The organism is Streptomyces dioscori (genome assembly GCF_003024195.1).
Classification (GTDB): Bacteria; Actinomycetota; Actinomycetes; order Streptomycetales; family Streptomycetaceae; genus Streptomyces; species Streptomyces dioscori.
Genome location: NZ_KZ679059.1, coordinates 62,822 through 82,296, shown reverse-complemented (window position 1 = coordinate 82,296; position 19,475 = coordinate 62,822). Strand labels below are relative to the sequence as shown.

The following is a 19,475-nucleotide window of genomic DNA, read 5'->3' as shown; positions in this document are numbered from 1 at the left end:
CCACCACGAGCGGCGCGGAGGCCGGCGGGGACGTCCGCCTCTCGGGCATCAGCAAGACCTACGGCTCCTTCACCGCCGTCCGGCCGCTCGATCTGACCGTGCCCCAGGGCTCGTTCTTCGCCCTCCTCGGAGCGTCGGGCTGCGGCAAGACCACCACCCTGCGCATGATCGCCGGCCTGGAGGAACCTTCCTCCGGAACGGTCTTCCTCGGTGAGCAGGACGTGACGAACCTGCCCCCGTACAAGCGGCCCGTGAACACCGTCTTCCAGTCGTACGCCCTCTTCCCGCACCTCGACATCTTCGAGAACGTCGCCTTCGGTCTGCGCCGGCGCGGCATCAAGTCGGTGAAGAAGCAGGTCGGCGACATGCTCGACCTCGTACAGCTCGGCGAGCAGGCCCGCAAGAAGCCGCACCAGCTCTCCGGCGGCCAGCAGCAGCGTGTCGCCGTGGCCCGTGCGCTGATCAACACCCCGAAGGTGCTCCTTCTCGACGAGCCCCTCGGCGCCCTCGACCTCAAGCTGCGCCGCCAGATGCAGCTGGAGCTGAAGCGCATCCAGACCGAGGTCGGCATCACGTTCGTCCACGTCACGCACGACCAGGAGGAGGCCATGACGATGGCCGACTCGGTCGCCGTGATGAACGCGGGCCGTGTCGAGCAGCTCGGCTCGCCCGCCGATCTCTACGAGAACCCGAACACCACGTTCGTCGCCAACTTCCTCGGCACCTCCAACCTCATCGAGGCCGAGGTGGACGCCAGGAGCGGCGACGAGATCGTCCTCAGGGCGGGCGGCGGCAAGCTCGTCCTGCCCGAGGCCCGATGTTCGGCGCCCACGACGGCCGGCGGCAAGGTCCTGGTCGGGGTCCGCCCCGAGAAGATCTCCCTCACGCACGCCGACGAGGCGGGCGAGATCCCGGCGGGCCGCAACCGCATCACCGGCACGATCGCCGACTCCAGTTTCATCGGCGTCTCCACGCAGTACGTCATCGACAGCCCGGTCTGCCCGGAGTTCGAGGTCTACGCCCAGAACATCGACCGCGACCCCCGGCTCGTCCGCGGCGCCGAGGTGGTCCTGCACTGGAACCCGGCGCACACCTTCGGCCTGGACGCAGCCCAGGACATCGACGCGGGCATCGAAACGGTGGGGCCCGACGAGGAGGCGGCGGCCTGATGACGACCGTCACCGACGCGCCACCCCTGGCGCCGACCCCCGCGCCGAAGGAGCGCCCCCCTCGCAGGAGGGGCCGCCTCACCCCGTACTGGCTGCTGCTTCCCGGCCTTCTCTGGCTGGTCGTCTTCTTCGCGCTGCCGATGGTCTACCAGGCCTCCACGTCCGTGCAGACGGGCTCCCTGGAGGACGGGTACCAGGTCACCTGGCACTTCGCGACCTACTGGGACGCGGTGGCCGACTACTGGCCGCAGTTCCTGCGCTCCATCGCCTACGCGGGCACCGCCACGATCCTGTGCCTGCTGCTCGGCTACCCGCTCGCGTATCTGATCGCGTTCCGCGCGGGCCGCTGGCGCAACCTGATCCTGATCCTGGTCATCGCGCCCTTCTTCACCAGCTTCCTGATCCGCACGCTCGCCTGGAAGACGATCCTCGCGGACAGCGGCCCGGTCGTCGGCGCCCTCAACACGCTCCACGTCCTGGACGTCACCAGCTGGCTCGGTATCACCGCGGGCGACCGCGTCCTGGCCACCCCGCTCGCGGTGGTCTGCGGTCTCACGTACAACTTCCTGCCGTTCATGATCCTGCCGCTCTACACCTCCCTCGAACGGATCGACGGGCGACTGCACGAGGCGGCGGGCGATCTGTACGCGCGGCCCTTCACGACCTTCCGCAAGGTGACCTTCCCGCTGTCGATGCCCGGCGTCGTCTCCGGGACGCTGCTCACGTTCATCCCGGCGAGCGGCGACTACGTGAACGCCGATCTGCTCGGCTCCACCGACACCCGCATGGTCGGAAACGTCATCCAGACGCAGTTCCTGCGCATTCTCGACTATCCGACGGCCGCGGCTCTCTCCTTCATTCTCATGGCGGGAATCCTGGCCATCGTCACGCTCTACATCCGCAAGTCCGGGACGGAGGATCTGGTTTAGATGGGCCTCTTGCGCTGGTTCAGAAGCCGTCTCGTCGTCATCGCGGGTCTGCTGACCCTCGGATATCTGCTGCTGCCCAACATCGTCGTCACCGTCTTCTCCTTCAACAATCCGAAGGGCCGCTTCAATTACGAGTGGCAGCAGTTCTCCACGGACGCCTGGACCGATCCCTGCGGGGTCGCCGACCTGTGCGGCTCGCTCTCACTGAGCCTGCAGATCGCCGGCTGGGCGACCCTGGGCGCCACCGTCCTCGGCACGATGATCGCCTTCGCGCTCGTCCGCTACCGCTTCCGCGCGCGCGGCGCCGTGAACTCGCTGATCTTCCTGCCGATGGCGATGCCCGAGGTCGTCATGGCCGCCTCGCTGCTCACGCTCTTCCTCAACCTGGGCGCCCAGCTGGGCTTCTGGACGATCCTCATCGCCCACATCATGTTCTGCCTGAGCTTCGTCGTCACCGCCGTCAAGGCGCGCGTGATGTCGATGGACCCGCGCCTGGAACAGGCCGCACAGGACCTGTACGCGGGACCCCTGCAGACCTTCCTGCGCGTGACGCTGCCCATCGCCGCGCCCGGAATCGCCGCGGGAGCGCTGCTCGCCTTCGCGCTCTCCTTCGACGATTTCATCATCACCAATTTCAACGCCGGTTCGACCGTCACGTTCCCGATGTTCGTCTGGGGTTCCGCACAGCGCGGAACACCCGTTCAGATCAATGTCATCGGTACGGCCATGTTCCTCATCGCCGTACTGTTCGTGCTGGCCGGAATGGTCATCGGAAACCGCCGAAACCGCCAGAAGGCATAACCGCAGTACATTCGTTGGGAGTTGAAATCATGGCCCCGAGCGCCATGAGCCGAAACAACAACTGGGCGAAGTCGCTCTCCGACGTCCAGCCGCTCTCGTACTGGCTGGACGACCCCGCCAAGCCCCGCCCCGAGCCCGCGCTCACCGCCGCCGAGACCTGCGACCTGCTCGTCGTCGGCGGGGGCTACAGCGGACTGTGGACCGCGCTCCTCGCCAAGGAGCGCGACCCCGGGCGCGAGGTGGTCCTGCTGGAGGGCCGTGAGGTGGGCTGGGCCGCCTCGGGCCGCAACGGCGGATTCTGCGCCGCCTCCCTCACCCACGGCCTGTCCAACGGCCTGACCCGCTGGCCCGACGAGATCCACAAACTGGAGGAGCTGGGCGCCCGCAACCTCGACGGCATCGAGGCGACCGTCGCCCGCTACTCCCTCGACTGCGACTTCGAGCGCACCGGCGAGATCGACGTGGCGACCGAGCCGTACCAGGCCGCCGAACTGCGCGACTGGCACGAGGAGCTGAAGGAGCGGGGCCTCGCCGACGGCGTCGAGCACCTGGACGCCGACGCCGTACGGGAGCAGGTGAACTCACCGACCTTCCTCGGCGGTCTGCACGACCGCAGGGGCGTCGCCATGCTGCACCCCGCCAGACTCGCCTGGGGCCTCAAGCGCGCCTGCGCCGAACTGGGGGTGCGCGTGTACGAGAACACGCCCGCGCTCACCCTGAAGACGTACGGCGCGGGAATGGCCGTACGCACGCCGTACGGGAGCGTGCGCGCCCGCCGGGTCGCGCTGGGCACGAACATCTTCCCGAACCTGGTCAAGCGCGTGCGCCCGTACACCGTGCCGGTCTACGACTACGCGCTGATGACCGAGCCGCTCACCGCCGAACAGCTCGACTCGATCGGCTGGAAGGGCCGGCAGGGGCTCGGGGACTCGGCGAACCAGTTCCACTACTTCCGGCTGTCCGCCGACAACCGGATCCTGTGGGGCGGCTACGACGCGGTGTACCCGTACGGCGGCCGGGTGCGCGCCGAGTACGACGACCGGCCGGACACGTACGCGAAGCTCGCCGGGCACTTCTTCACCTGCTTCCCGCAGCTGGAGGGTCTCCGCTTCACCCACGCCTGGGGCGGCGCGATCGACACGTGCTCCCGGTTCTCGGCCTTCTTCGGCACCGCGCACGGGGGCCGGGTCGCCTACGCGGCCGGCTACACGGGCCTCGGGGTCGGCGCGACCCGCTTCGGCGCGGACGTGATGCTCGACCTGCTGGCGGGGGAGCGCACGGAGCGTACGGCGCTGGAGATGGTCCGCAGGAAGCCGCTGCCCTTCCCGCCGGAGCCGTTCGCGTGGACGGGTATCGCGCTCACCAAGTGGTCCCTCGCCCGTGCGGACGCCCACGGCGGGCGGCGCAATCTGTGGCTGCGGACGATGGACCGGGTGGGTCTGGGCTTCGACAGCTGACCCGTACGGGCGACTTTCCCGGTTGCTTGCCGAAAGCCGCGTAATGCCAGGCCCGGAGCTCCCTCTCTCCTGTGACGCGACCAGCGTCGACACGAGAGAGGGAGGTTCCGCCATGACAGGGGCCAAGACGGCGGTCGAGTGGCTGGCATCCGTGGCACCGGATCCCGATGCCTGCCGCTTCGAATGGGAGCGCAACCCGATGGGGGTCGCGCTGCTGCCGGCGGGCAAGGTCTGGGACGTGCTCATCCTGCCGGGGCAGCTCGGCTATCCGACGCTCGACGTGCTGTCCCGCGTGCTGGACCAGCCCGGTCCCGTACTCGTCGACTTCGGCGACGCGCGCATGGGTTTCTTCGTCCCGCCGGGGACGGCCGCGCGCTGGCTGGGCACGGGGGTGCGCACGGCGGGGCGCGGTACGTGGATCGTCGTCCCGTATCCCGGGCGTTCGACCGGCGGGGTCCGCTGGCTGATCCCCCCGGACGGCTCCGGCACCCTCACCGACCCGGCGCTGCTGGAACTGGCCATGCACGAGGCGGCGGCGGGGCTGGCGACCGAGGAGCGCGGCGGATCCGGTGACCGGGACGGCTTCGGTGCGGGGTGAGCGCGACGGCTCCGGCGACAGGCGGCCGCGGCGGGTCCGGCAACAGGCGATCGCGACGGGTTCGACGACGGGTGACGGCGACGGATGACCGCGGCGACGGATAGCTGTCGGAGGTCTTGACAACCTGATTGGTCTGGACCAAATTGAGCGCGCTCCACCCTCCATCTCCCCCACGCCAGGAGGCAGTCGTGGATCGCGCCAGACCTGTTCCCGGACCTGTTCGCAGATCGGCCCGCAGATCCGTCCTCGCCGTCTGTACGGCCACCGTCCTGGCCGTACCCGGTATGACCGCGCTCTCGTCGGCCGCCCGTGCGGCCGACGCGGACCTGGCCCGCAACGGCGGATTCGAAGCGGGCCTCGACGGCTGGAGCTGCACGGCCGGCTCCGTCGTCAACTCGCCCGTCCGCAGCGGCGCCTCCGCGCTCCGGGCGACCCCGGCCGGCAGCGACAACGCGCAGTGCGCGCAGACCGTCACGGTCAAGCCCGACTCCCAGTACACGCTCGCCGGACACGTCCGCGGCTCCTACGTCTACCTCGGCGCCGGCGGTACCGGCACCACCGACGTCTCCGCGTGGACCCAGTCCGCGCCGGACTGGCAGCGGCTCGCCACGACCTTCCGCACCGGCCCCAACACCACCCAGGTCACGATCTACACGCACGGCTGGTACGGCACCGGCGCCTACCACGCCGACGACATCTCCCTGGTCGGCCCCGGCGGCGACGCGGTGCAGCCACCGGCCGCGCCCACCGCCCCCACGGTCGGCACGGTCACCTCCACCGGGGTCGGCCTGTCCTGGCCCGCGGTGCCGGGCGCGACGGGCTACGCGGTCTACCGCAACGGGACGAAGGTCCAGACGCCCACCGGGACATCGACCACCGTCACCGGCCTCACCCCCTCCACGGCGTACTCCTTCCAGGTCACCGCCGTGAACGCCGCCGGAGAGTCCGCGAAGTCCCCGGTCGTCACGGCGACCACCGCGGCGGGCCCGGGCGGCGGCGACCCCGTGGACCTGCCCGCCCACGCCCTGGTCGGCTACCTCCACGCGAGCTTCGCCAACGGCTCCGGCTACACGCGGATGGCCGACGTCCCGGACAGCTGGGACGTCATCGACCTGGCCTTCGGCGAACCGACCTCGGTGACCTCGGGCGACATCCGCTTCGACCGCTGCCCGGCGGCCGAGTGCCCGGGGGTCGAGTCCGACGCCGAGTTCAAGGCGGCGATCAAGGCGAAGCAGGCCGCGGGCAAAAAGGTCCTCATCTCGATCGGCGGCCAGAACGGCCAGGTGCAGCTGACCACCACGGCGGCCCGCGACACGTTCGTCTCCTCGGTCTCGAAGATCATCGACACGTACGGGCTCGACGGCCTCGACATCGACTTCGAGGGGCACTCACTCTCCCTGAACGCCGACGACACCGACTTCAAGAACCCGAAGACCCCGGTGATCGTGAACCTCATATCGGCGCTCAAGACCCTCAAGGCCAAGTACGGCGACGACTTCGTCCTGACGATGGCCCCGGAGACGTTCTTCGTGCAGCTCGGCTACCAGTACTACGGAACGGGCAAGTGGGGCGGCCAGGACCCGCGCGCCGGCGCGTATCTCCCCGTCATCCACGCCCTGCGCGACGACCTGACGCTCCTGCACGTCCAGGACTACAACTCCGGCCCGATCATGGGCCTCGACAACCAGTACCACTCCATGGGCGGTGCCGACTTCCACATCGCCATGACCGACATGCTCCTCACCGGCTTCCCGGTGGCGGGCGACGCGGCCAACGTCTTCCCGCCGCTGCGCCCCGACCAGGTGGCCATCGGCATGCCGGCCACGACGAACGCGGGCAACGGCCACGTACCGTCGTCCGAGACCAACAAGGCCCTCGACTGCCTGACGAAGAAGACGAACTGCGGCTCGTACGCGACCCACGGCACCTGGCCCGCCCTGCGCGGCCTGATGACGTGGTCGATCAACTGGGACCGCTTCGGAGGCTGGGAGTTCTCGAAGAACTTCGACGGCTACTTCGGCTGAGCGGCGGTGCTGCTGCTGGTACAGGTACAGGTACAGGCGCTGAGATTGACACTGTTCAGGAACGTCGCGAGTCCCAGCAGCAGCACGGCGCTCAGGAACCAGCTCCCCACCACGTCCAGCGGCCAGTGGTAGCCGCGCCGGACCAGGCCGAAGCTGGCGGCTGCCACCAGGACCAGGCAGGCGATGGTGAGTTCGCGGCGCAGGTAGCGGTTGCGGAGCCAGGGCAGCAGGAGGAGGACGGCGGCTCCGTAGGCGACGGCGGCCGTGGCGGTGTGGCCCGAGGGGTAGTAGCCGTCGCCCGCCATACCGGGCGGACCGGTGCGGCCGACGGCCTCCTTCAGGGGGACGACCAGGAGCGGTACGGCGGCCATGGTGACCAGGGCCGCGAGCGGGGGCAGCCACCAGCGGGGGAGGGCCGCGCGCCGGGCCCGCCAGGCGACGTACGCGGCGACCGCGGCCAGGACCGGGACGGCGACCGCGATGTTGCCGAGATCCGCGAGGAACTCGGCGGCACCCGTCGGCAGCCGGCTCCCCTCGACGGCCCGCGCGACCCGCTCGTCGCCGCGCCGCACGGCCCCGTCGACGGACACCTGCCAGGTGAGGAAGCCGAAGAGGAAGAGGAGGACGAGCGGGGCGAGGATCCGGGCGCGGCGCCCCGCATCCGATGAGCCTCCACATCGACTGCCGCTCTCGGGGTCGCTGATCATGCGGTACAGCGTGCCAGCAGCACGAGGCGGCGCCCCGCCAGGGGCGCGGGGAACGGCGCGCCCAGCCACGACGAGACCCGCGGACGGCAAATCAGCGACCCCACCCCGGTCCGGCCCCGTCAGGGGCGCGGGGAACGGCGCGCTCAGCCACGACGGACCCGCAGTCGAACGCACACCCCCCGGCGGACGCCGTCCCGTGGCGCGGGCCAGGCCACCGGGCTCGGGTCCGAGAACAGGCCCCGGACACGCCGAAAGGCTTGCACCAGGGGGGGTAGGTGCAAGCCCTTCGGTGGTTCTGACCGGGTTGTCGCGCGCCCCGGGGGGTTTGGGGCGAGCGACTGTCCGATCGGTGAGGAGACCCGGAACACAAGGCTCCGGTTGTGTGCGCGAAGGCACGACCAGGGCGAAGCTGGGGAGGCCCCGTCCTGATGCCGCCCACAGTCCCCTGTGGGCGGGGTGCATCTCTCATCTGCGTAGAACCTACGACAGCAAATGGGCGTCCGACAGATGGATCCCGTTCCCGCCATGCACCTCGCACACCTTCTTCACACGCCCCGCTCCTGCGACAGGACGCAAGCCCGAGGCGGCAAACCGATGAGACGGGCCTCGCTCAGATGCGGGCGAAAGCTTGCTCGATGATGTCCAGCCCTTCGGTCAGCAGGTCCTCGCCGATGACCAGCGGCGGCAGGAACCGCAGCACGTTCCCGTAGGTGCCACAGGTAAGGACCAGCAGGCCCTCCTGGTGGCAGGCCTTGGCGAGCGCGGCGGTCGCCTCCGCGTTCGGCTCCTTCGTCGTACGGTCCTTGACCAGCTCGATCGCGATCATCGCGCCCCGCCCGCGGACATCGCCGATGATGTCGAACTTCTCGGCCATCGCCCCCAGCCGGGCCTTCATGACGGCTTCGATGTTCTTGGCCTTCGCGTTGAGGTCGAGCTCCTTCATCGTCTCGATGGAGCCGAGCGCGCCGGCGCAGGCCACCGGGTTACCCCCGTAGGTGCCGCCCAGGCCGCCCGCGTGCGCGGCGTCCATGATCTCGGCGCGGCCCGTCACGGCGGCGAGCGGCAGACCGCCCGCGATGCCCTTGGCGGTGGTGATCAGGTCCGGGACGATCCCCTCGTCCTCGCACGCGAACCACTGGCCGGTACGGCAGAACCCGGACTGGATCTCGTCGGCGACGAAGACGATGCCGTTGTCGGTCGCGAACTTGCTCAGGGCCGGCAGGAAGCCCTTGGCGGGCTCGATGAAGCCGCCCTCGCCGAGTACGGGCTCGATGATGATCGCGGCCACGTTGTCCGGACCGACCTGCTTGGTGATCTCGTCGATGGCCTGCGCGGCGGCCTCCGCGCCCGCGTTGTCCGGGCCGGTCGGCCAGCGGTAGCCGTACGCCACCGGCACGCGGTACACCTCGGGCGCGAACGGCCCGAAGCCGTGCTTGTACGGCATGTTCTTCGCGGTCAGCGCCATCGTGAGGTTGGTGCGCCCGTGGTAGCCGTGGTCGAAGACGACGACCGCCTGCCGCTTGGTGTAGGCGCGCGCGATCTTGACGGCGTTCTCGACGGCCTCGGCGCCGCTGTTGAACAGGGCGCTCTTCTTGGCGTGGTCCCCGGGCGTCAGCTCGGCGAGCGCTTCGGCGACGGCCACGTAGCCCTCGTACGGCGTGACCATGAAACAGGTGTGGGTGAAGTCCTGGAGCTGGGCGGCGGCCCGGCGTACGACGGCCTCGGCGGAGGCGCCGACGGACGTCACGGCGATACCGGAACCGAAGTCGATGAGCCGGTTCCCGTCGACGTCCTCCAGGATGCCGCCGCCGGCACGCGCGGTGAAGACGGGCAGCACGGACCCCACACCGGCCGCGACCGCGGCGGTGCGGCGCGCCTGCAGCTCCTGCGACTTAGGGCCGGGAATGGCGGTGACGATGCGGCGCTCCTGCGGAACTGCGCTCATGAGGGGCTCCCTGGGGTCGTGCGACGGGCTGACGGGTTTCCTTCCTCGCAGGCTAGGGCCGGGTGCGGGGGGTGGGCATGCTCCATCTGGGCGGTGTCGGAGAAGCCGCTTGTCCGTGTTGGACATGGCGCGGCCGGGGAACGTCCAAGGGGGCGGGGGTGCGTCGCGTCGCACACCCGGCCGGGTAAGCGGTGAACTCCCCTTGTGAGGGCGTTAGATTGACTCGCAACCACGTACGGAGCGGCTGGTCAGGGGTGGCAGAGGCGATGGACAGCGACGGCACGCACGACGCACGGGGCACACACGCCGATCGTGTGCCGCGGCCGGCCGGACCGCCCCGGGTACCGCCGCGGCCCACGCAGGCCCCCGGCGGACCACCGCGGCCGGACGGATCCGCCTTCCTCAGCTGGCTGCGCACGCCCCGGCCCGAGGCGGCACCGGGCGTGTGGCGTTTCGGGCACCAACCGCGACCCGAGGTGGAACCGGAGGAGACGCCGGCCCGGCAGCTGCTGACCGGCGCAGTCGTCGCCTTCCTCGTGGGGTGGCTGATCTGGTCGCTCATCTCGAACCGCTACCTGGGCCAGTACTGGTTGTGGCCCTACTACGCCGTCACTCCGGAGGAGTGGAAGATCCCCCAGAACCATGGTGATGCGGTGAAGGGGGACATCGCGTCGAGGATCTACTACGGACTGGTCCTTTTCGGGATCATGATGGGAGCCGGGCGCCTCGGTCGATGGTCCGAGGTGTGGCGCCGCTACATCGTTCCCGTGCTGCGCCGCATGGCCTCGCCCCCGCAAAGCCCCACAGCACCCGCTCCCGAAGAAGACCCCGCCCAGTGGAACGCCCTGCGCGCCGCCGGAGCCGCCGATGCCGCCGACCGGCTCGGGTCCGACGCGCGGGCCGGGCTGATGCGTGACGTCGACCACGCCAGGATCACCCGCGCCTGGCAGGGCGTGCGCAGCGGACGCCACAGCCTCGCCACCTTCACCGGCGCCGTGCTGCGGGAGGGCGCCGCCGCCTGTCTGCACCCCTCCGGCGAGCGGGACCTGCCGGGCCGGCTCGCGCAGCACGACCTCGTCACGGGACAGGTGCGCCTCGGCACGACGGCCGACGACGCGCGCAACCCGTACGCATACCGCGGCACCGGAATGGCGATCGGGCCCGAGCTGCTGGGGACCTCGCTCCTCGCCGTCGGGCCCGCCGGGTCCGGGAAGACCGGCGGTGTCGTCTGGCCGCTCGTCGAGTCGCTGTGCTTGCACGCGCTCGCCGGGCGGGCGGCCGTGGTCGTCGTCGGAGCCGCGGGCGCGGGCCTCGGACCCGTGGACGCGTACGACGTCGTGGTGCGGGTCGGCAACCCCGAGTCCGTGTACGACCTCGATCTGTACGGCGGCACCACCGACCCGGACGAGGCCGCGGCCGTGCTCGCCGAGGCGCTCGTCGGAGATCTCGCCGACCCGCACCCCAGCGGGGACAGCCGGCGCTCCACCACCGTCCTCGCCCAGCTGCTCGGCCCGTACCGGGCCGTCCACGGACGCTTCCCCTCCGTGCCCGAACTGCGGCAGCTCCTCGACGGCGCGCCCGGCCCCCTCGGCGCGCTCCGCAAGGCGCTCACCGAGGGCGGCCAGGAGTCGCTGCTGCGGGAACTCGACGCCCGGGAGCGGCAGGTGGGGCAGGCCGGCGATGTGGGCTCCGTGCTCGCGGACCGGGTGGCGCTGCTGGACCGGCCCGCCTTCGCCGGCTTCTTCGACACCTCAGGGCAGACGCGGCCCTTCTCGCTGCGCGCGCTCGACCATCCCGTACGCGTACGGATCGACCTGCCCCAGCGTGGGCACGCGGACGCGTCACGGATCCTGTCGCGGCTCGTGCTCGCCCAGTTCGCGGCCAGTGTCGCGGTCCGCGAGGACCGGTCCCTGTTCGCCTGCCTGGTGCTCGACGACGCCACCGGGGTCGTCACCCCCGAGGCCGTACGGGGCATCCAGCGGCTGCGGTCCGCCAACGCCGGGGTCGTGATGACCCTGCGCACGCTCGACGACGCGCCCCGCCCGCTGCGCTCGCCGCTGCTCGGCGCGATCGGCTGCCGGGTGGCGCTGTCCGGGCTCACCCCCTGGGACGGGCAGGACTTCGCGGAGGTCTGGGGCAAGGAGTGGATCGAGGCACGCGACGTCACCGACCGGCAGATCATCGCGGAGACACCGGCCGGGAAGGCCGTCCACATGCTGCGCCGGGTGATCACGGGGAACGCGCCCACCGCCCGCGCCGTGACCGTGCGCCAGGTCGAACGGGAACGGTGGTCGGCGTCCGAACTCGCGCACGCCGTGCCGCCGGGGCACGCGGTGCTCTCGCTCACCAGCGTGCGCGGGGAGCACGCGCCCCCGCTCCTGGTGGACCTGCGGAACCCGGGAGCCTGAGCGCGGAACTCGCGAGCCCGAGCGGCGGTACGCAAGGGGAGTGTGGGGCTCCTGAGGGGTGTGCGCGGACGCATCCGGCAGGACGTCTGGACATATGGTCACGGGTCGACCGTACGGTGAGGCAGAATCGGCAGAGGCCGTTCATACACGGCGGCCAAAAGATCACCTCGTCACCACTTCGTCAGTGATCGTCGAAGAAGCTCAGTGATCGTCGAAGAATCTCCGTGACCGCAGAAGAACCCGTGAAGACCTGAAGGTCCCATGCCACCCACGCTCGCCTCGCTCGTCCACCACTCGGCGCTCAAGCTCACCGTGCGCGCGGGCAGGGAACGGCTGGACACCCCCGTGCGCTGGGTGCACGCCAGCGAGCTCACCGACCCCGTGCCCTACATGGAGGGCGGGGAACTCCTCCTCATCACGGCGCTCAAGCTGGACGCCGAGGACGCCGACGCCATGCGCCGGTATGTGAAGCGGCTGGTCGGGGCCGGGGTGGCCGGGCTCGGCTTCGCCGTCGGCGTCCACTACGAGAAGATCCCCGAGGCACTGGCGGAGGCGGCGGCCGAAGAGGGCCTGCCGCTCCTGGAGGTCCCCCGGCGCACCCCCTTCCTCGCCATCAGCAAGGCCGTCTCCGCGGCCATCGCCGCCGACCAGTACCGGGCGGTGACCGCGGGGTTCGCCGCCCAGCGCGAACTCACCAGACAGGCGCTGAGCGACGGGCCCGAAGGGCTGCTGTCCGCGCTCGCCTCGCAGGTCGACGGCTGGGCCGCGCTGTACGACGCCTCCGGTGCCGTCGTCGCCACCGCACCGGAGTGGGCCGGCCGCAGGGCCGCCCGGATCACCGAGGACGTGGAACGGCTGCGCGACCGCCCCGCGCCGGCCAGCTCAGTCGTCGGCGGGGAACCCGCGGACGGCACGGACGACACGGACGGCGAGGACCGGATCGAGCTGCACTCGCTGGGGACCGGGCGCCGCTCCCGTGGCGCGCTCGCCGTCGGGACCGCGTCCGCGCTGGGCACGGCCGAGCGGTATGCCGTGCACTCCGCGATCGCCCTGCTGACCCTCGTCACGGAACGGTCCCGCTCGCTGTACGCCGCCGAGCAGCGGATCGGCGCCGCCGTGCTGCGCATGCTGCTGGCCGGGCAGTCCGACCACGCCCGCGGGGTGGCCGGGGACCTGTACGGCGGGCTGCTCGACGCGCCCTACCGGATGATGCTCGCCGAGGCCGCGTCGGCGTCCGCAGGGCGGGCGCGCGCCAGGGGCGGTGCCGACGCCGACTCCGACGAGGTCGACGCGGCCGGTGTCGAGGCGGCCTCGGTCGTGCTCGCCGAGGCCGGGGGCGATCTGGTGGGCGGGTTCGTCGAGGTCGCGGAGGCCGCGGCGGCCCGGTCCGGGGAGGCCGTGCTGGTCGTGCCCGACGGGGAGCGGCGGCTCGTGGTGCTCGCCGCGGACGGGGGCGCGGTGGTCACCGCCTGTACGCGGTACGCGCACACCGTCGGTATCGCGCGGAGCGGTTCCGAGCAGGGGACCGACGAGGACGAGCTGGTCGTGGGGGTGTCCGCGCCCGCCGGGCCGGTCGCCGCCGGGGCCGCCTACAAGCAGGCCGAGCAGGCGCTGTCCGTCGCGCGGCGGCGGGGGCGGGTGCTGGTCGAGCACGAAGAGGTGGCTACGGGATCCGTGGTGCCGTTGCTCGCGGACGACGCGGTGCGGGCGTTCGCGGACGGGTTGCTGCGGGCGCTGCACGAGCACGACGCGACCGGGCGGGGGGATCTGGTCGCCTCGCTGCGGGCGTGGTTGTCGCGGCACGGGCAGTGGGATGCGGCCGCGGCGGATCTGGGGGTGCATCGGCATACGTTGCGCTACCGGATGCGGCGGGTCGAGGAGATCCTTGGGCGGTCCTTGGACGATCCGGATGTGCGGATGGAGCTGTGGTTGGCGTTGAAGGCGACGGCGTCTGCGACGGTGTCTGCGACTGCTTCAGCGGGGGAGTAGGCCGGCCTCGGCCGGGCTTGGTCGGTCGGTGCGGGTGGGTGGGGGCGGGGGCTTTTTGCGCAGTTCCCCGCGCCCCCAAAAGACTCCACAGGCCCGCGGCCGACAAACTCCCCGAACCCCCACCCACCCAGGGGCGCGGGGAACGGCGCGCCCAGCCCCCACGGGCCTCCGGCCGGTGAACTTCCCGAGCCCCCGCCCACCCAGGGGCGCGGGGAACGGCGCAATCTTTTGCCTGCGGGACTGTGGGGGCTGGGCGCGCAGTTCCCCGCGCCCCAAGGTGGGTGGCCCCCCCCGCATGACGAAGTGGAGCCATGTGCATGCACAGTGCTCCTTCGTGGACAAGTGGGTCCCGGCCGCGGCGGGCCTACCGTGGAGGCGTCTTGCAGTTGACCTACTTTTGGAAGGGGCGGGGACCTCATGACTTCCACCCATGCCTTCTGGCTTGCCGGGCGTCAGGCCACCGGTGAGGCCACCTTCGACGTCACCTCGCCCTGGGACGGGCGCCTCGTCGGCAGGGTCGGTGTGCCCAGCGACGCGCAGGTCGAGGAGGCCGTCGCCGCCGCCCACGCCGTGCGCGACGAGTTCGCCGCCACCCCCGCCCACGTACGGGCCGCCGCCCTGGACCACGTGAGCAAGCGGCTGGTGGAGCGGACCGAGGAGATCGCCCGGCTCATCTCCGCCGAGAACGGCAAGCCGCTCAAGTGGGCCCGCGGCGAGGTCGGCCGGGCCGTGTCCGTGTTCCGGTTCGCCGCCGAGGAGGCCCGCCGGTTCAACGGCGGCGAGGCCCAGCGGCTGGACACCGACGCGGGCGGCCAGGGCCGGCTCGCGCTCACCCGGCGCTTCCCGAAGGGCGTCGTGCTCGGCATCGCCCCCTTCAACTTCCCGCTCAACCTGTGCGCCCACAAGATCGCCCCGGCCATCGCTGCGGGCGCGCCCATCATCCTGAAGCCGGCCCCCGCGACTCCGCTCAGCGGTCTGGTCATCGGCGAGCTGCTGGCCGAGACGGACCTCCCGGCCGGCTCCTGGTCCGTGCTGCCGGTCGCCAACGACAAGATGCCCGCGCTGGTGCAGGACGACCGGCTGCCCGTCATCTCCTTCACCGGGTCCGACAAGGTCGGTTACGCGATCATGGACTCCGTACCGCGCAAGCACCTCACCCTGGAGCTGGGTGGCAACGGCGCGGCCGTCGTGCTCGCCGACTGGGCGAGCGACCAGGACCTCGACCTGGCCGCCACCCGCATCGCGACCTTCAGCAACTACCAGGGCGGCCAGTCCTGCATCTCGGTGCAGCGCGTCATCGCGGACGCGTCGGTGTACGACCGGCTGCTGCCCCGGATCGTCGCCGCGGTCGAGGCCCAGGTGACCGGTGACCCGTCCGACGACACGACCGATGTCGGCCCGCTGGTCAGCGAGGATGCCGCCAAGCGGGTCGAGTCGTGGGTCGACGAGGCTGTCGCGGCCGGTGCCGAACTGCTCGCCGGCGGCAAGCGCGACGGCGCCTCGTACGCGCCGACCGTGCTGGCGGGCGTACCGGCCGACGTGACGATCTCCTGCGAGGAGGTCTTCGGGCCCGTCCTGACCGTGCAGAGGGTGGACGGGGAGGCCGCCGCCTTCGCTGCGGTCAACTCGTCCAAGTACGGGCTCCAGGCAGGGGTGTTCACCCACGACCTGCAGGCCGCCTTCCGGGCCCACCGGGCGCTGGAGGTGGGCGGTGTGGTGATCGGCGACGTGCCCTCCTACCGCGCCGACCAGATGCCGTACGGCGGGGTCAAGGAGTCCGGTGTCGGGCGCGAGGGTGTGCGGTTCGCCATGGACGACTACACCTACGAGCGCGTCCTCGTCCTCACGGGGCTCGCCCTTTGAAGCCAGGCCTCGGGACCCTATGGCTAGTGACAATCATTTTCATGTAATGTGGCGGGCATGGCCGTCCCGAAGCGCAAGATGTCCCGTTCCAATACCCGGCACCGCAGGTCCCAGTGGAAGGCGGCGACGCCCGACCTCGTCCCCTTCCACCTCGACGGGCGTGAGTACGCCGTGCCCCGCCGCCTGATCCGTGCCTACGAGCGCGGACTCATCCAGCCCGAAGGGTGAGCCGGTCCGAAGGGTGAGCCCCTCGGGCTGACTCGCCCTTCGGGCGAAAGGGCCCGGCACCGCTGCCTGCCGGTGCCGGGCCCTCTCTCGTGCCGTCGGTGATCTCCGGGCCCTCAGCCGGAGAAGCCGACGTGCGCGAGCCGCAGTGGGCCGCGCAGCTCGATGCGCAGGTCGTGGACTCCGGATGCGGCGAACGGGCTGGTGACGGACGTGTAGGCGTACGGGCCCGTCGTGGGCGCGATGTCCAGGTGGGCGATCGCCGGGCCGTCGTCCAGGGCCAGTTCGAGGGTTCCCTCGCCAGCCACCTCGACCGTGACGGACCGGGCGGCCGGCCCGAAGTCGCAGGCCCGGTAGACCAGTTCGGCCGAGTCGGGGCCGGCCGGGTCCGGGCCGGCCGGGGTCACCGCGTCGCCCGACAGTTTCGTACGGTCGACGATCTCCGCGCCTCGCTGCTCGTCGAAGTCGGCCGAGCGCAGGCCGCGTTCGAGGACCGGGCGGGGGGCGGGAGGCGTACCGGCCGGGTCGATCGTGGCGCTCAGGCGGATGTCCTCGGCGGACGCGCCCGCGAGGAGTTCGTATCCGCCGGGTTCCAGCCGCCGGGTGCCGTGTGCGACGTCCCAGAACTCCAGCGCGGAGAGCGGGAGTTCGAAGGCCAGTTCCGTGGTGGTGCCCGCGGGAAGGTGGACGCGGCGGTGCGCCAGCAGTTCACGGCGGGGGCGTGGCACGGAGGGTGACACGGGACGGCCGTAGAGCTGGGCCACCTCGTCGGCCGCCGTGTCACCGGTGTTGGTGACGGTGAAGGTGACCCGCGCGGACTCCTCGTCGACCCGCGCCGCCAGGTCCGCGTACGCGAAGGACGCGTACGACAGGCCGTGGCCGAACGGGAAGAGCGGGGTGCCCTCGAAGTACAGATACGTCTGGCGGCCGCCGATCACGTCGTAGTCGAGGAGGCCGGGCAGCTCGGCGTCCGAGGCGTACCAGGTCTGGGGCAGCCGGCCCGCCGGGGAGACGTCCCCCGCCAGCACGCTGGCCAGCGCGGTGCCGGCCGCCTGGCCGCCGTGGGCCGTCCAGAGGACGGCGGGGAGGCTCGTGGTGTCGATCGCGTAGGGGTACGAGGACGTGAGGATCAGCGCTGTACGCGGGTTCGCGGCCCGTGCCGCGTCGAGCAGCCGTTGCTGGTGGGCCGGGAGGGCGAGGGTGGTGCGGTCCTCCGTCTCACGCCCGTTGATGTGCGGGTCGTTGCCCGCGACCACGAGGACGACGTCGGCGGAGGCCGCCGCGTGCGCCACCGCGTCCTCGCCGCGCGCGGTGAGCTCCAGTTCCAGGACCGCCGGATTCTCGTCGGCAACCTTTACGCCGTCGGCGGTCACAGAGACGTAGCGACCCGTGCCGACGTGCTGGAGGAGGTGCCCGTTCCCGTGCCCGCCCTCCTGGGAGCCCCGGGGTTCCAGCCGGAACGTCTCCTGCACGACCCAGCCGCCCGGCTGGTCCGCCGAGGCGCGGACGAAACCGTCCTCGGCGACCGAGAGATACCGGCCGTCGGGGGCGCGGAACGTCAGGACGCCCCCGCCCCAGTCGATCAGCGCCAGCTCGGTGCCCACGTCGTCGCTGGTGAGCGGCGGCAGATCGGTGCGGCCCGCGAGAAGGGCCGGGTCCAGCGCGCCCCCTGCCCCGCGGACCTCCTCACCCGCGTCGTCCGCCCGCGGCACGCTCAGATAACTGCCGTCGGAGGTCTTCAGGCGTACGCGGTCCACGCCCTCGGCGAAGTCCACACGGTCGGCGCCGAAGCGGTCGTACAGGCCCTCCAGGGGTGTGGACCGGTGGATGAGGGTGCCGCTGTACCAGTCGAGCTTGCACTCGTCGGCAAGGAGCCCGACCACCGCGATGCGCGGGCCCACCCCGCCCGGGATGCCCTCCCCGGTCGGGGTGCCTTCCCCGGTCGTGGTGCCCTCCCCGCCCGGAATGCCCTCCTGGATGAGGGGAAGCAAACCGCCGTCGTTCTTGAGCAGGACGATCGCCTGTTCCGCCGCCTCCCGGGCGAGGGCCCGGTGCGCGGGGGTGTCGAAGTCCTTGGTGTCCGCGTACGGGTCCAGCAGCGGGTCGAACTCGCCCAGCCGGAAGCGGACCGACAGCTGGCGGCGGACCGCAGCGTCGATGTCGGTCTCGGCCAACAGGCCCTGTCGCAGGGCCTCCTGGACCCGCGCCACGATCTGCGCGTTGTCCGTGCCGTGGTCCGTGAAGCTGTCGACGCCGGCGAGCAGCGCCGCGGCGGTCGCCTCCTCGTGCGTGTCGAAGTAGTGCTCGGAGTCGACCAGGTTCGAGGGCGCGCCCGCGTCCGAGCAGACCAGCAGGTCCTGGTCGGTCCAGGCGCGCAACTGCTCCGCCAGGTACGGCGACACATGGTTGGGGCGGCCGTTGACCAGGTTGTACGCGGGCATCACCCCGGCCACCGCGCCCGCCTCGACGGTCTCGCGGAAGGCCCGCAGATCGTACTCGTGCAGTACACGGGGGCGTACCGAACTCGACGCGGTGGCCCGGTCAGTCTCGTTGTTGTGCGCGAGCCAGTGCTTGAGGACCGGGGCCGTGCGCCAGTAGGCGGGATGGTCGCCGCGCAGACCGCGCGTGTACGCGGTGGCGATCGCCGAGGTCAGTTTCGGATCCTCCGAGTACCCCTCCTCGTTGCGGCCCCACAGGGGGTGGCGCAGCAGATTCACCGTGGGTGCCCAGATGTTGAGGCCGACGCGGTCGTCCCGCGAACGCATCGCGCGGACCTCGGTGGAGACCGCCTCGCCGATCCGGCGCACCAGTTCCTCGTTCCAGGTCGCGCCCAGGCCGACCGCCTGCGGGAACACGGTCGCGGGGCCCATCCAGGCGACCCCGTGCAGGGCCTCCTGGCCGGTGCGGAACGCGGCGATGCCCAGGCGCTGAACCGCGGGCCCGAACTGGTGCAGCATCGCCACCCGTTCGTCGAGGGTGAGCCGCGACAGAAGATCGTCGATGCGCTTCGCGAACGGCAGCTGCGAGTCGCGGAAAGGCGGCGTTTGTGCAGTCACGCGAGGATCCCTTTGTGGAGGACGGGGAGGGGCCGGTGGCGAGCTTTCGAAGCGCTTCGATGCTGATTCGACGAGTGGTCGGGTGTCAAGACACCCTGACGCAACAACTCCGAATCCCCCTTGCCGTCCGCCGCCGCCCCATGGGGCGAAAGCGACAGGTACAGACCTCTCTCCCCCTCGTCACACCTCCGAGGAATGTTTGAATCGGCTCTTGTGCACCCCCAGGTGTTCACTTAACCTCGCAGCAACATCGAAGCGCTTCGACTATCGAAGGTGCTGCCACTGGGTGCGCAGACCTCCGAGG

The 19,475-nt window shown here is 71.4% G+C and carries 13 protein-coding genes; 10 read left to right on the top strand and 3 right to left on the bottom strand.

Annotated elements, in window-relative coordinates; all coding sequences use genetic code 11:
• Positions 1-47: 47 nt before the first annotated feature.
• The 6 genes from C6Y14_RS39610 (at position 48) to C6Y14_RS39585 (ending at position 6,978) form a co-directional block, all read left to right on the top strand.
• Positions 48-1,169, top strand: a complete 1,122-nt coding sequence (locus C6Y14_RS39610; RefSeq protein WP_107021825.1) for an ABC transporter ATP-binding protein — start codon at positions 48-50, stop codon at positions 1,167-1,169.
• Positions 1,169-2,098, top strand: coding sequence for an ABC transporter permease (locus C6Y14_RS39605; protein ID WP_107021770.1), 930 nt, complete (start codon positions 1,169-1,171; stop codon positions 2,096-2,098). Before C6Y14_RS39610 ends, C6Y14_RS39605 begins: the two co-directional genes overlap by 1 nt.
• Complete coding sequence (locus C6Y14_RS39600; protein ID WP_107021769.1) at positions 2,099-2,899, top strand: ABC transporter permease; 801 nt, start codon at positions 2,099-2,101, stop codon at positions 2,897-2,899. It abuts the gene before it with no gap.
• Between the two features lie 29 nt (positions 2,900-2,928).
• Positions 2,929-4,356, top strand: coding sequence for an NAD(P)/FAD-dependent oxidoreductase (locus C6Y14_RS39595; RefSeq protein WP_107021768.1), 1,428 nt, complete (start codon positions 2,929-2,931; stop codon positions 4,354-4,356).
• Between the two features lie 112 nt (positions 4,357-4,468).
• Entirely contained in the window at positions 4,469-4,954 is a 486-nt protein-coding gene (locus tag C6Y14_RS39590) for a hypothetical protein (RefSeq protein ID WP_107021767.1), read from the top strand.
• 284 nt (positions 4,955-5,238) lie between these two features.
• A complete protein-coding gene (locus C6Y14_RS39585) occupies positions 5,239-6,978 on the top strand; it encodes a chitinase (RefSeq protein ID WP_199855028.1) in 1,740 nt (579 codons plus the stop codon).
• On the opposite strand, the gene C6Y14_RS39580 is transcribed toward C6Y14_RS39585, so the two are convergent.
• Positions 6,966-7,685: a phosphatase PAP2 family protein gene (locus tag C6Y14_RS39580; protein WP_107021765.1), complete on the bottom strand. Its 720-nt coding sequence runs from the start codon at positions 7,683-7,685 to the stop codon at positions 6,966-6,968. The genes C6Y14_RS39585 and C6Y14_RS39580 overlap by 13 nt on opposite strands.
• A gap of 610 nt (positions 7,686-8,295) precedes the next feature.
• Entirely contained in the window at positions 8,296-9,630 is a 1,335-nt protein-coding gene (gabT, locus tag C6Y14_RS39570) for a 4-aminobutyrate--2-oxoglutarate transaminase (protein WP_107021763.1), read from the bottom strand.
• A gap of 266 nt (positions 9,631-9,896) precedes the next feature.
• On the opposite strand from gabT, the gene C6Y14_RS39565 reads away from it, so the two are divergent.
• The 4 genes from C6Y14_RS39565 (at position 9,897) to rpmF (ending at position 16,118) form a co-directional block, all read left to right on the top strand.
• A complete protein-coding gene (locus C6Y14_RS39565; RefSeq protein WP_107021762.1) occupies positions 9,897-12,038 on the top strand; it encodes an ATP-binding protein in 2,142 nt (713 codons plus the stop codon).
• Between the two features lie 261 nt (positions 12,039-12,299).
• Positions 12,300-14,027, top strand: coding sequence for a PucR family transcriptional regulator (locus C6Y14_RS39560; RefSeq protein ID WP_107021761.1), 1,728 nt, complete (start codon positions 12,300-12,302; stop codon positions 14,025-14,027).
• Positions 14,028-14,444: 417 nt separating this feature from the next.
• Positions 14,445-15,890, top strand: coding sequence for an aldehyde dehydrogenase family protein (locus C6Y14_RS39555; RefSeq protein WP_107021760.1), 1,446 nt, complete (start codon positions 14,445-14,447; stop codon positions 15,888-15,890).
• A 57-nt stretch (positions 15,891-15,947) separates the two neighbouring features.
• Positions 15,948-16,118 carry a 50S ribosomal protein L32 gene (gene rpmF / locus C6Y14_RS39550; protein WP_107021759.1) on the top strand — a complete coding sequence of 57 codons (171 nt, stop codon included), beginning with the start codon at positions 15,948-15,950 and terminating at the stop codon, positions 16,116-16,118.
• A 113-nt stretch (positions 16,119-16,231) separates the two neighbouring features.
• Here the strand turns inward: rpmF and C6Y14_RS39545 are convergent, their stop codons facing one another.
• The gene (locus tag C6Y14_RS39545; RefSeq protein ID WP_107021758.1) at positions 16,232-19,171 is read right to left on the bottom strand and encodes a glycoside hydrolase family 3 C-terminal domain-containing protein; all 2,940 of its coding nucleotides are present in this window, start codon (positions 19,169-19,171) and stop codon (positions 16,232-16,234) included.
• Between the last annotated feature and the right edge of the window lie 304 nt (positions 19,172-19,475).

Coding starts and splice junctions, on each gene's coding strand:
- C6Y14_RS39590 (WP_107021767.1), top strand. CDS start 4,469: ATGACAGGGGCCAAGACGGCGGTCGAGTGGCTGGCATCCGTGGCACCG.
- C6Y14_RS39560 (WP_107021761.1), top strand. CDS start 12,300: ATGCCACCCACGCTCGCCTCGCTCGTCCACCACTCGGCGCTCAAGCTC.
- C6Y14_RS39585 (WP_199855028.1), top strand. CDS start 5,239: ATGACCGCGCTCTCGTCGGCCGCCCGTGCGGCCGACGCGGACCTGGCC.
- C6Y14_RS39605 (WP_107021770.1), top strand. CDS start 1,169: ATGACGACCGTCACCGACGCGCCACCCCTGGCGCCGACCCCCGCGCCG.
- C6Y14_RS39595 (WP_107021768.1), top strand. CDS start 2,929: ATGGCCCCGAGCGCCATGAGCCGAAACAACAACTGGGCGAAGTCGCTC.
- C6Y14_RS39555 (WP_107021760.1), top strand. CDS start 14,445: ATGACTTCCACCCATGCCTTCTGGCTTGCCGGGCGTCAGGCCACCGGT.
- C6Y14_RS39600 (WP_107021769.1), top strand. CDS start 2,099: ATGGGCCTCTTGCGCTGGTTCAGAAGCCGTCTCGTCGTCATCGCGGGT.
- gabT (WP_107021763.1), bottom strand. CDS start 9,630: ATGAGCGCAGTTCCGCAGGAGCGCCGCATCGTCACCGCCATTCCCGGC.
- C6Y14_RS39580 (WP_107021765.1), bottom strand. CDS start 7,685: ATGATCAGCGACCCCGAGAGCGGCAGTCGATGTGGAGGCTCATCGGAT.
- rpmF (WP_107021759.1), top strand. CDS start 15,948: ATGGCCGTCCCGAAGCGCAAGATGTCCCGTTCCAATACCCGGCACCGC.
- C6Y14_RS39565 (WP_107021762.1), top strand. CDS start 9,897: ATGGACAGCGACGGCACGCACGACGCACGGGGCACACACGCCGATCGT.